Consider the following 12,555-nt stretch of genomic DNA (forward strand, 5'->3'; position numbering starts at 1 on the left):
ATTTCTCTCGCATTCTCCAGATTTTTCCATCTACTCAAACGGAACAAGACCTAGGACACTTCAGACAGTTCGTTGAGGTTCGATTCCTCTTTAGCGCGCTATCCCCACACCGCTTGGTTGGTGAACTGCCCCCCCCCCCACTAGTACGTAACTGATTTCTCAGTCCAACTAGTAGGGAGCAATTCAATCAACCCGCGAGGTTGACAAGCTATATAGGACCCCCCGCTCACGCCCCCCGATGGGTGCTTAGAACTCGTGCTTTAACAAAAACCGCTGTTGCTCACGGTCCGCAAGCGAGGTCGTGACTAGAATTGTGTCTCAACGAACTGTCTGAAGTGTCCTAGGTCTTGTTCCGTTTGAGTAGATGGAAAAATCTGGAGAATGCGAGAGAAATTTGACTAGGATGCCAAGGATCGAGTGGTCCGCCTTGGTGGAGGACCGTATTCTGGTGGAAAATGTTTCTAGCCAGGAAGCATGCAATATCGTGTCACCCAAACTGGCAGCGTTGTGACACACAGCCCGGCAATGGGTGCAGGCGGCTTGTCGTGACGGACGAGCCCCTGAATACCTGCCAAAAGACCTGGCAGCTAAAAACGCCAGGCTGCGCCAAGAAAAACCACAAGCTACGCGACACAAACGAGTTGTTGAAAGCTGCCTCGGCTTTTTCGCCTCATGACTCGACCCACAACGTTAGGAAATGATCCGATTCATCAATGAGTATCGGAATCGTTTCACAATCGAGTTCATATGGACGACGCTGAAGAATAATCGCGAAGGTGGCTTCATTACCTCGCGTGGTTACCACCAATCCAAAGCTCGCGGCATGAGTGCCCGCAGATTTCGTGACGCTGCTGTGCTTGAACACTTTCGCCACGTGCACGCTGATAACTATGGTGTTTATGGTGTGCGGACAATGTGGCACGCGCTTTGCCGTGAAGGCATCGCTATCGGGCGTGAGCAGACTGCCAGGTTGATGCGTATGGTCGGCTGTTTGATAGAGGCAAAGGCGAGGGACCTGTCACCACCTGCACACCCGAAGGGCCGGATCTGCGGCCTGACCTCGTTAATCGTGAATTCAAAGCACCAGGACTAGGAAAACTGTGGGTGGCTGACATTACCTATGTACGGACACGAAAAGGATTCGTCTATACCGTTTTGTCACCGACGTTCACTCCCGACGGATCGTTGGGTGGGCGTTATCAGATTCCATGCGGACCGAAGCTTTACCGCTGCGAGCTCTCAACCAGGCGATAGTGTGTGCTGAAGAAACGACAGGTTTGGTCCACCATTCGGATCATGGTTCGCAGTATGTCAGCGTTGTCTACAACGAGCGAGGTGCCCAGCACGGGATTGTTGCGTCCACCGGGACTGTTGGCGATTCCTATGACAATGCCCTGGCCGAAAACGTCAACGGCCCTTCACAAGAACGAGCTCATCCATACCCGCACGTGGAATGATGTCGTCGACGTGGAGAGTGCGACCTTCGACTGGGCGAATTGGTGGAACGACGCAAGGCTTCATCAGAGCCTTGGCTACCGCACACCAACGAAGATTGAATCAGAGTTTTGGAGCCATCAACCAGCCCGAGAAATAATAGAAAATAAGGCAAATGCCCAGGAACAAAACCTGGGGCACTTCAAACCCCGGAAAGCATTCACACCGCCCGGTCCTAAAAACTAGCCCGGCTCAAAGGTTAGGGGGCACTGTGACGTCGTTTTAAGACTTTGGCTCAGCGCACTAAAACGCCTGTAATCGGCTAAGCTATGGACAGTGGAGTTTTGCGAGGCTGTAGTAATTCTTGGCCTTAACCAATAGCTGTGGATGGACAATAAAAATGGGGCAGACCTCAAGGAAGCCAACTTCGAGGAAACGGGTCAAGCCTATCGCGACCACGTTAGTTCTGGTTACGGCTTTTGTTGGGATGCGTCAATTGTTCCTGCCTCAGCAAAGTCACGCGGATAATTTCCTAGAAACAGATCGTGAAATTCGTAATGTTCAAACAACCTCCCCTAACACTGGGGGATTGGCCGAGGCAGACATTACTCCAGACAAGCAGGAAAATGGGGGTATAGACGCACCCGACAGCTCAGTCCTGGGTATTGAAGACCCAGACGAAACTTCAGAATTAGAGTTTTCGCCCTCGGATCTGCCTGTGCTCGGCGAAACCGAGAGCCGGATTGAAGGCGCACCGGCTGAAGACAACGTAGACAGCGGACTGCAATGGCTCGCATTGCCCGTCGTCGGTGAGCGTTGACTAGAGATGGCTCCTGCGCGTTTTCTTATAATGGCCTCTGAGGTGGAGTCACCAGTTATGTGCGGGGACCGCAGGCTAACAGAGATCTGAAAGTAAAGCGCATTCGAATTGCATTTACACGGACCGACGGACAAGACCAGCGATCGCTCGAAGTGAAGAACGCGCGCTTCATTAAAAACGGCAGTACGTGTCGCGGACGTAATGTAACAACCCAGAGTTTCGGCAACAAAGTCGTCGAATTTGACGTTTCCCGCTGCAACGTCAACATCTGGGAAGGCTCCAACGAGGAGCTCCGCGTCCAGGACATAGCACTGTCCGGTGGCGGCCAAGTGCCACCAGACGCCTTCGCCATGAACGTGTGGGTCGATGACATCTTCGATCCAGGCGATGCGAGAGAGTGGATCAAACAAGCCGAAAATGGTGTACTAACTACGCTTATCGAGCCCGAAGATCGCCTGGAGACCTCACGTGTGCAAATGAGACGCACCATAGAACGCGCAGCAAAGATCAAAGGTCCGTTCATTGCGCGGCTCCAAAACCAAAACGGCTTCGACGTCGATGGTGGGCAGGAGCTCGCAGAGCTGCGTATTGTCGGCCCGCAGGGCGAAACGATATATTCGAAGCGGATCAACGCGAACGAAGGCCACGCAGCGGCATTAGAACCGGGCAATGGATGGGGTGGTATTGACTTCAGAGAAGACCGCGAATTTACCGTGCCTGCGGGATCACGAGTAGAAGTCGACATGGTCTCGCACGGGAGAAACAAGCATGGACGAAACCTCAAAGAACTGAATACGCGCTCGCCGCTCGGCCCAGGTGCGTTGGATTTTGCTACCACACTGCTAGAGCAGCGCCGGCAAGTATGCGTCGAACCACAAGAAAGCGCTCCGATAGCAGGGTTCCAATTGCAGCAACGGGACGGACTCAGCGGTGGAATTCGTCGTATAGAGTCCGCGAGTTTTGGATCCGACGAGGCTGCACAGCAAATTACGGTAGCGCTGAAGACTACCATCGACGGGCTGAATGCTAGGGGTAAATTCCAGCCGCTGGTAGAGCAGACAACGTACCAAACCCAGGACTCGCAAGAAAAGCGTCATTTTGCGTCGAACTGAGCTTCAATGCTGATCGCGATGTGCCGCAAGAGAAGATGGATCAGCATTTCGACCTCACTTTGAGTTACGCGCTAATTCCACTGCAGGTGCAAGCCTTTGACTACGACGAACGCGGGGATGCAGATAAAACGGTGCTGGTGGGAGCTGAATTTGCTGTGTATGCATCCAAGCCCGCCGACGGAGCGTCCGGATTGGAGCCCGCAGACCAGTCGGACTGGGATAAACCAGTATGGCGCAGCCACGATGGAGACTCCGCAAAGCTAACACCCGGGGTCTATTACTTGGTGGAAGTGCAGGTACAAGGGGAGAATTCGCGACGATATTCTCTATTACCTGCGCCAATTCGCTTTCGGTTGAGCTATGGTGAGGAAAACTCAGATGGCTTTGACATTCACGTGCCACCTACAGCGGAAGCACCGTTTGTGCTTGCCGCGAAGGTGGAGAATGGACGCGCGATCATGGAAATTGGCAACATCACCCGTGGTGAAATGCCACAAACCGGCGGTAACGGTATTGGGGGTCTTTGCCATTGTCGGAGTTGTGCTAGTAATTGGTGGTGGATTGGTTATGCAAAGGCGTCGGGAAGCATAAACGTGGAAGCTCAATTTAGTCTCCGCCGGTTGTTGGGCGAGATCCTGCTGACCGCCGGGGCGCTCATCGTCTTGTTCGTGTTCTATGAGGCGTATTGGACGAACATGAAATCTGGCCAATTGCAGGCGCAAGCGAATGAGCGCATGGAGCAACGCTGGCAGGAAGCAGATGCTGGTGGCACGGGGGAGGGGGTGCCGGAACCGGATAACGGGCAGGCGTTTAGCCGCATCTATATTCCGCGGTTGGGGCCGGATTATCAGTACGCGGTATTAGCCGGGACTTCTCAGGATGTCTTAGCCGCCGGGCCAGGGCATTATATGGACACGCAGGCGCCTGGGGAACTCGGCAATTTTGCAATCGCCGGGCACCGCATGGGGCAGGGGGCGCCCTTTATACACCTGGAAGACCTGCATTCTTGCGATGCCATCGTCGTCGAGACTGCTACGCAATGGATTACATACCGGGTGCTGCCAATTGACGCAGGCGCGAACAGTGGAGCGGAGTGTTTTAGCGAAGAGCAACGCGCCAAGCTTGTCGACGAGTATGCCGGAATTTCAGGCCGTCACATCACGCACCCTGGAGATGTTGGGGTGATTGCACCCATCCCGGGGGTTGATTTCAGCAGGGAAGGAGCTCCGCAGCCGAGTGAGTCGCTGGCGACGTTGACGACGTGCCACCCGTGGTATTCGAACTCGCAGCGCATGATCGTGCACGCGATGCAAGTTGAAGTGCTGGAGAAAGCCGAAGGTCAGCGCCCTGCGGCTTTGGGCGAAGTGGTGTAGAGGCGCGGTGATTCTGGGTCGTGCACCGGAGCCGTTGGTGCATTGAGGGTTTGGGTGCTGAAGCCCAGAAATTCGTCGAAAAGCTTGGGAGATGAGGTAGTTATGTATCGCGGATTGTGGAATTTGCTGCCAGGTGGCGTGGTGGTGAAAACTCTGCTCGCTGTGTTGCTAGCGGTGGGGGTGTTTTTCCTGTTGATGGAAGTGGTGTTTCCGTATGTTGCAGAATTGATGCCGTATTCGGACGTCGCAGTATAGCTTGCCGACCGGGGTGATTCTGTGTTGTTGAACACCTTTGGGGTTAGGTGGCACTGGCCAGGCCTTGAATGATGGGATTTGAAGCTCTGAGAAGCTTGTTTCAAGCGTAAAAAGTTGTTAATTTAAGCTGGGTTCGCTGCAAAGGTTCTCGCTAACCTGTGGTTTTGATAACGAAATCATGTTGGTCGGTGATGGTTTGGCGGCCTCAGAGTAACTAGTCACCTCATAGGAACGGACATCATGGCCTCATTCAAGTCGCGCGTAATTGCAATCTGTGCTGCTGGCACGCTTGCCATCGGTAGTGCTGCAGTAGCAGCACCGATATCGTTTGCCCAGGATGGGGATGCTGCGGTCACTGAAAATGGAGCCACTGCTGGCGCTGTTGATCGCCCATTCGGCGCACCGGCGCCGGCTGGACAAATGGCTTCCCCAACTGCCGGCCAAGCTGATTTGATTAATGCTGATGCGACGGGCAATCTGACGGTCAAGAAAATTTTGGGTGATCCAGAACGCGTTGAGGGCGGAGCAACCCACAGTGGGGCGCCGACTGGTGATGTTACGCCGCTCGAAGGTGCGACCTTCGAAATTAAGCGATTGAATATTGATCTCACTCAGCTCAGTGGGTGGTCTGAGCTGAACGATCTCGTTGATAATCCTGAAAAAATCGCGTCATTTGATGAGCATGCACAGCAGCCGGCAGAAGAAAAGCGATCTCAGGTTACAGGCGAAAACGGGGAAGCCGTTTTCTCTGATATCCCTATGGGTGTTTACGTAGTGACCGAGCAGCCGCGTGAGGGTTATTCAACCTCTGCTCCGTTTTTGGTGAGTCTCCCCTATTCTGATGGGGCCACTGGTAAATGGGAATATACCCGGACGGTGTATCCAAAGAACCAGGAACTACGTCCAAATAAACAGGTCGATGCACAAGGCGCGACACTTGGTTCGAACATGAAATACACCATCAATGCGCCGGTTCCTGCCGGTGATATCAGTCGTTTCAAAATTACGGACCAGCTAGTAGCTCAACTGCAGTTGGTTGCGGAGGGAGAACAGGCACCGTCGGTATCTGTCTCCCCAGCCGGAGAGCTCCAAGCAGAAGATTACACTTTAACGACTGCAAACAACACGTTGACCGTCGACTTTACTGAAGCTGGTCGCGCGAAACTTGAAGGATTGCGACAAACAAATCCAAACCTGCAGGTACACGTTCAGTTCGAGGCAAAGGTGGTATCTTTGCCAGCACCTGGTGAGTCAATCACGAACACCGCGAAAGTTGAGTATCCAAATGGGGCAGAGGTGACCACCGACAGCCCTGCCACTGAGGATGACAAAGCTCCGAAGCCGACTAAGACGGATTATGCAAACCTAACGATCACAAAATTCACTAAGGATCAAGAAGGCGAAGCCAATCTTGCAGGCGCTGAGTTCAACTTATATCGCTGCGTGGGTAAAGAGCTCAAGGGTGAGGCAATCCCGGTATCGACCTCTGAGAATTTGGCAAACGATTTTAATCCGACAACCGCAACTACTCTGACAACGGTGCAGAGTAACGACAACGAACGTGAGGGTGTCTTCCATGGATATGGCATCCCGGTACGCACTTTTGCTGCGGGTGGCACTGCAACGCAGGATTACAAATACTGCGTAGTCGAGACCAAAGCTCCGAGTGGATTCATCCGGAACCCTGAGGTACATGAAGTTGAGCTACAAGCCGCGACGGCTGATCAAGCCGAGCGGTTGTTCGTGCGCGTCGAAAACCAGCGCGATAACTTCCTCAGCTCGCTTCCAGCAACCGGTGCATGGGGCATCATCCTCGTGTTCTTGGTCGGCCTGGGCTTGCTGGCACGTGGTTTCTACACCAGCCGTAAAGATGGTCGTGCTACCGCATAGTCAATTGGCCACCGCGGTTGGCTGCCAAAGAAACCGCACCTAACTGGCGGGAGGCTGAGGAAGTCTCCCGCCAGTTGCCTAAGAAGCCCACGTAGTTCACGAATCGATATCGTGACCTGCACCGGTTAATCGGTAAGGAATCTGGATTGATTACTCAGCCGCGCACAATGCTCGCGCTCGTCGTTGTCAGCATCATGCTTACAGCAACCTCAATGATCTCGATCTTCGGTGGAGCACCCGCAACCCCACGCGCACGCGCAGACGTACCCAACCCAGCTATGCACTCTAACTTTGGCGACTGTGCATTCCGCAACGCCGGAACCGGACACAACACCAACAAACTCGAAGACTCATACTGCTGGCTCTCGGCAGAAAAGCTCATCTCCGGGCAACCGATATCAATCGGCGAATATGAGCTTCAGTATTCGGCCGCATTCGTTGGCACGCCAGGTCACACTAATGGCAGCGCAACCTCACACATAACCTGGAACAGGGCAGCATTTGGCAACTCAGTTTTCCCTCCGAATTCTTTGAACGATCCCGCGCCTGTCATCCAATACGAGAAAAACTTTGTTCGCCGAGGCAATCGAGGTGCGCAAAACGCCATCATTAATCTCTCAAATATCCGACTCGTCGAAAAAAACGGCAATGGTGCTCAAGTAAACAATTTCAGTCTTGCATTTGCTGATGCGGAAACCTCGGACAAACCAACAGAATCCTGGAGCTTATCTGCTGACGCAGATGATGTCATTGCAACAGGTAAAGACATGGGACTTGGCGGATCAGGAAGAGGTAACAGTAATTCCTGCAGGAGAAGCTTCTCGGATGCTGGAACAAGTTTCCGCTGTGAGCCGCAAAACAACGACGGTGGATCCTTTGCTGTCACAATGAAGAACCCCAAAAACTTCAATTTACAGATTGATCTCCGTACCGGAGGAAACCCGAAGCAGGCTGTAGCTTTCGCAATTGTGGTGGACCGTGTTGGAGGTGATGTACACCCGAAAGTCGGCGAGCGCCCCGAACTCACCGAGCTTGAATCACGCTACACAGGCCAACGTACTGAATTTGATCTGACAGCCACCGTTAATAGCAAACCGGTGTCCTTTAAACATGGTTCTTATGGGCTCGTTCCGCATGCGCACAAAGTGCACCGCTTCAATGCGGTGCCCCGTGATCACGCGATTGAACCAGATGCGGATCTATTATTTACCTCTCGGGCAGTCGTAGGCGACCAGGCAAAAGCGCTGTACCGGTATCGTCCCGAATGGACGTGCCGCGTACCAGGCGTCAGCATCGACGGGATAGATGGGGCGACAGGATTTTCGTTCCGCGAGCCTGTGAAGCTAGAACGTTTTAGGCCCGATGGGCAAGCGGAATCATCAAACTATAATCACCAGGACGTCAACGGCCACAAAAACTATTTCGATTCCAATGTGCTAGAAAAATACGGGATCGAAATGTTCAATGACCCAGCTACCGGTATGAGCGAAGTGCGCATTGCTGCAGGCAATCGAAACATGGGCGGTACCTACTGCGAGGTTGAATGGCTCCCGCGATTCGAGCTAGCCGAATTGCACCTGAGCAAAACTTTTGCCGCAGCGAGTGATTACCATCCCGGAGGCGAGGCCCCGACGGCAAAAATCGGGTACCAGTGTACAGTCGACCGTCGCAGCACCGGCAGCTATAACGTAAACTCCACGACGTTTAGCAATGACGATTTACGCGCGGCCTACCCAGAATATTTCCTCGCACAAAGCCCAGAGAATCAAACAGACCTCGTGCTGCGTAACGTTATAGACGTTCCAGTTGATGGCCAACCTATCATCGCTACCGTTCCCGAGCGGTTGCGCTGCGGAGTTTTCGAAGAAGACAGTGCCCAGGATGGCTTAGAACAGGACATAAACATCTCGATTAAGCCCCACCCGAACGCTCGACCAGGTAACGCTGCAGATGAGTTCCGTGGAAAAATGCCGAAAATTGGGCCGGGCGAATTCGAAGCCCTAAATTTCTACGTGAACCGGAAAAATGAGGTTCCTTCCCACGGGGTTGTGCAGCATCGTAGGGGCGGTTTGCCGGTTACTTATGCGATTGCCTTGGAGAACAACTACCAGGCAGATCGTGCCCCCGTGACGATGGACTACGAGTTTATTCCGGAAAATAATCCGGAAGCTATTTTGGGCTCCGCTCAGACAAAGCAGATTACCTCCCATCTGACCTGTGATCGCGTCTCGATTGTTGATCAGGATAAAAATCCAGTCCCAGACGCTCACTCAGGGGCACAGGTACGCCGAGACGGAAACTCAATTGCACTGGATGAACAACAAAACTTCCACGCGATGCCCACGCAACGTCAATGCAAGCTCGAGATTGAAGAATCAGCAGACGGCCCCCGCCCGATTGATCGCAAGCTATATCTGAACGGTGAAGAAGTATCCCCAGGCATGCGGACCATCGATAATACTGACACTGCGCCGTTGGGATTCCTCTTCAAACTTCCAGAAAAACTTCCGGAAGGGCAAAACAGCCATCAACTGCGCTTGGTATCCGACTACCGTCCGCGGGAACTAAAGTTCACCGTCGACAAGCTCATCGAAGGTCGGGAACCATTCAATATCGGACGCAACGCGTTGCTTCCGCATGATGCCACAGTGATGCCAATGACCCTGAAGGTGCGCAACGACGCTGATTTCCCGTTACCTGCTGGAGACAATCTTTCGCTTACTGATGCTTCACTTGCTGGCTACCGAGTAACAGTGGGTGGGACGATCGAAAACTTCGCGGTATCCGGCGGGGAGGAATTCACCATCCCAGAAGACGGCAACCTTGCTGCCATCAGGCACTGTTTCGCCGGCGCCGACGGTGCAAACATTGTCAATTTGCGTGAAGCCGAGACGATTCCCGCAGAGACAGAGCTAACATGCCAACTGGCAGTACACATCCCGGCAGATGCAGGCGACGACTACAGCTATGACGGAGACGCGTTCACAGTCACTGCCACAGTAGACGGGCAAGAGCCGAAAACCGAACAATCTAGCTACGGTGCAACCAAGCTCTCCCAACTCATCGACCAGATGCTGCCAAACACCGGCGTGCAAACCATGGTCTGGATTTTGGGCCTTGGCCTGCTAGCATTACTTTTTGGACTGTGGCGGTACCTTCGTGATGATAAAGAGGAAAACTAGATGACACTCGTTGTTGAGCAGCCTTCTGGTGGTGGGCAGCCGCGCCAGCAGCAGAGTGCGCGGCACGCGAAGCGCAAAAAATCCAACAGTGCCATCTACCTCATCCTCGGCATCGCGGTGCTGCTGTACCCAATTTTCGCGACCATCTACAACGACTACCAACTAGACGCGCAAGCACGCAGCTACTCCGACAACATTGAGAAGATTCAGCCGAGCGAGCGCGTCGCCAAGTACCTCGAAGAAGCCCGCGAATACAACGAACGCCTGGCCCGACAAGGCCACCACGCCATGCCACCAGAAGAAGGCGTGCCGGGCTTCGATGATTACATGTCGACGCTCAACGCCCCCGAAACTAACGGCGTGATCGCGCGCATCACCATCCCGTCGATCGACGTCGACCTGCCGGTTTATCACACAACCGCAGATCACGTGCTCTACGAAGGCGCCGGGCACATGTTCGGTAGCTCGTTACCCGTCGGTGGGCTGGGCACCAACTCGGTGATCTCCGCGCACACGGGGATGGTCAACGCCACCATGTTCGACAACCTGCCGCGCATCAAAGACGGCGCCGATGTCTACATCGACATCATGGGCGAAAAGCTGCGCTACCAGGTCAACGCACGCGAAGTCGTCGGACCGGATGACTATGAGGCCGTGACCTACGAACACGACAAAGACAAACTGACGCTGGTGACCTGTACCCCGTACGGGATTAACACAGACCGGCTGCTGGTCAACGCCGAACGCGTGCCAATGGATGAAACCCAAGAAACCCGTACATCGTGGCTGCCGCACCTGAGCTGGTGGATGTATCTTGATCTCTTTATCATTTTCGTGGTGCTTGCCATTGTTGCTTATCGCGAATGGAAGAAGCGCGCCGCACGCAAGGCAGCAGAGCGCGAAGCCGCAGAGCTAGAAACCATCGCCTAGGCCCAGGCACATGCGCACCAACCACATCACGCGGCAAAAACCACGCCGACGCTATCGCTCCGTCGTGTACTTCTTGCTAGCGCTGGCGGTTTTCCTATCGCCGGTGGTGCTGACGCACTACAAAAACGTCGAACAGCACAACCTTGCCGCGCAGTACTCCGAAGACATAGCGCTGCTGCCCGCAGAATACATCGACCCCGTGCTTGCCGACGCCCACGCCTACAACGAAGGGCTAGTGGATTTTCCCGTCTCCGACCCGTGGAAATACGGCGTGGACACCAATTCGCCGGCCTACCACGACTACGAAAACCACCTCAGCGTCGACGGGGTCATGGCGCGCATTGAGATCCCGTCGGTGGGCGTTGATTTGCCCGTCTACCACGGAACTTCGACTGACGTGCTGGCAGCAGGAGTTGGCCATCTCTTCGGTACGGATCTGCCCGTCGGCGGGGACGGCACTCACTCGGTGCTGACCGGGCATACCGGAATGGCGACGCTGACGATGTTCGACAACCTCACCAGCGTGGCCGAAGGCGAGATTTTCACCGTGGAATCGATGGGGCAGAAGATTGCCTATCAGGTTGATCAGATTCAGACCGTGCTTCCCGATGAAGTAGAGCACCTGCGCGCGGAAGAAGGCAAAGACCAGATGACGCTGGTGACGTGCACCCCGTATGGTCTGAACACCCACCGGCTGTTGGTTCGTGGGCAACGAGTGGAGGTGCCGGAACAACCACTGACACAAACCTATTACAGCCCGTGGCAGCCCTGGATGGTGGCCTCAGTGGTGATTTCCTTGCTGATCCTGCTCTATCTGGTTTGGTGGTTGGTGCGCCGCGGCAGGCAAACTCGGAAAGCGCAACGGGCGGAGGTGTAGCGTGTCAGTATGACCGAGAACAGCGAAACCAACCTGCATCACACGGCTGATGTCTCGCCTGAATCCATGGCTGACGAAGCGGACGGCTACCGGCCGTTTCCCAGTGTTTCTCAATGGGCGGAGCTTTCTGTGTCGTTGCGCGTTGTAGATAACGCACACGCGCGGATGCAAGGAGCAAAAGAAACAGTGCCTGCTCAAGCTCTTGGTTCCGCTCTAGAGGCTGCGCGGCGAGCAGCAGCCGTCGACACGAATGCCATCGAGGGGATTTTCCCTACGGATCGTGGCTTCACGCGCACAGTGGCAGAGCAAACTGGTGCGTGGCAGCAATTGATGGACCAGCGGGGCGCGCACGTACGACCTGCGTTTGAAGACACCCTAGCTGGGTTTGACTTCATCTTTGACCACACCACAGGCAAATACCCGCTGACGGAAACCGCGATTAAAGAATTACATGCCGTGATGCTGAATAGCCAGGACGAGATCACGGTGTATGTACATGTTAACGGCACGCTGCAAGCTCAGCAGCAAAAACTGCCGAAAGGGGAATACAAAAAGCAGCCGAACAGTCCCACGCGGCACGACGGCAGCACATTTCATTATGCTCCGGTGGCTGACACAGCTCCAGAAATGGCGCGTTTTATAGCAGAACTGAACTCCGAGACGTTTGCGGCCCTGCACCCCG

The 12,555-nt window shown here is 54.3% G+C and carries 11 protein-coding genes and 1 pseudogene; all 12 read left to right on the forward strand.

All coding sequences use genetic code 11. The annotated features are described in order from the left end of the window. The first annotated feature begins 697 nt into the window (after window positions 1–697). Window positions 698–1,093, forward strand: coding sequence for an IS3 family transposase (locus A5774_RS11315; RefSeq protein ID WP_156519582.1), 396 nt, complete (start codon window positions 698–700; stop codon window positions 1,091–1,093). 46 nt (window positions 1,094–1,139) lie between these two features. Next, a complete protein-coding gene (locus tag A5774_RS11740; protein WP_255364763.1) occupies window positions 1,140–1,457 on the forward strand; it encodes a DDE-type integrase/transposase/recombinase in 318 nt (105 codons plus the stop codon). Beyond that, window positions 1,390–1,680 (forward strand): integrase core domain-containing protein, encoded by a 291-nt coding sequence (locus A5774_RS11990; RefSeq protein WP_369815543.1) that lies wholly within the window; start codon window positions 1,390–1,392, stop codon window positions 1,678–1,680. Before A5774_RS11740 ends, A5774_RS11990 begins: the two co-directional genes overlap by 68 nt. Window positions 1,681–2,023: 343 nt before the next feature. Then, the gene (locus A5774_RS07715; protein ID WP_156519584.1) at window positions 2,024–2,254 is read left to right on the forward strand and encodes a hypothetical protein; all 231 of its coding nucleotides are present in this window, start codon (window positions 2,024–2,026) and stop codon (window positions 2,252–2,254) included. A 152-nt stretch (window positions 2,255–2,406) separates the two neighbouring features. Continuing rightward, window positions 2,407–3,366, forward strand: coding sequence for a hypothetical protein (locus A5774_RS07720; protein WP_156519585.1), 960 nt, complete (start codon window positions 2,407–2,409; stop codon window positions 3,364–3,366). Between the two features lie 35 nt (window positions 3,367–3,401). Next, window positions 3,402–4,739, forward strand: a complete 1,338-nt coding sequence (locus A5774_RS11995) for a class E sortase (protein WP_369815542.1) — start codon at window positions 3,402–3,404, stop codon at window positions 4,737–4,739. A gap of 102 nt (window positions 4,740–4,841) precedes the next feature. Beyond that, window positions 4,842–4,994, forward strand: a complete 153-nt coding sequence (locus A5774_RS11550; RefSeq protein ID WP_197490270.1) for a hypothetical protein — start codon at window positions 4,842–4,844, stop codon at window positions 4,992–4,994. A gap of 240 nt (window positions 4,995–5,234) precedes the next feature. Then, window positions 5,235–6,884, forward strand: a complete 1,650-nt coding sequence (locus A5774_RS07730) for a SpaH/EbpB family LPXTG-anchored major pilin (RefSeq protein ID WP_064834200.1) — start codon at window positions 5,235–5,237, stop codon at window positions 6,882–6,884. Window positions 6,885–7,030: 146 nt separating this feature from the next. Continuing rightward, window positions 7,031–10,066 carry an LPXTG cell wall anchor domain-containing protein gene (locus A5774_RS07735; protein WP_156519586.1) on the forward strand — a complete coding sequence of 1,012 codons (3,036 nt, stop codon included), beginning with the start codon at window positions 7,031–7,033 and terminating at the stop codon, window positions 10,064–10,066. After that, on the forward strand, window positions 10,067–10,996 hold the full coding sequence (locus A5774_RS07740; protein WP_064834204.1) for a class C sortase: 930 nt from the start codon (window positions 10,067–10,069) through the stop codon (window positions 10,994–10,996). Window positions 10,997–11,006: 10 nt separating this feature from the next. Then, window positions 11,007–11,873, forward strand: coding sequence for a class C sortase (locus A5774_RS07745; RefSeq protein ID WP_064834205.1), 867 nt, complete (start codon window positions 11,007–11,009; stop codon window positions 11,871–11,873). Between the two features lie 9 nt (window positions 11,874–11,882). Beyond that, window positions 11,883–12,555 (forward strand): annotated as a pseudogene (locus tag A5774_RS07750) (Fic family protein); the annotation flags it as partial.

Origin of the sequence: Corynebacterium sp. EPI-003-04-2554_SCH2473622 (assembly GCF_001665955.1) — a bacterium.
GTDB classification, from domain to species: domain Bacteria; phylum Actinomycetota; class Actinomycetes; order Mycobacteriales; family Mycobacteriaceae; genus Corynebacterium; species Corynebacterium pseudodiphtheriticum.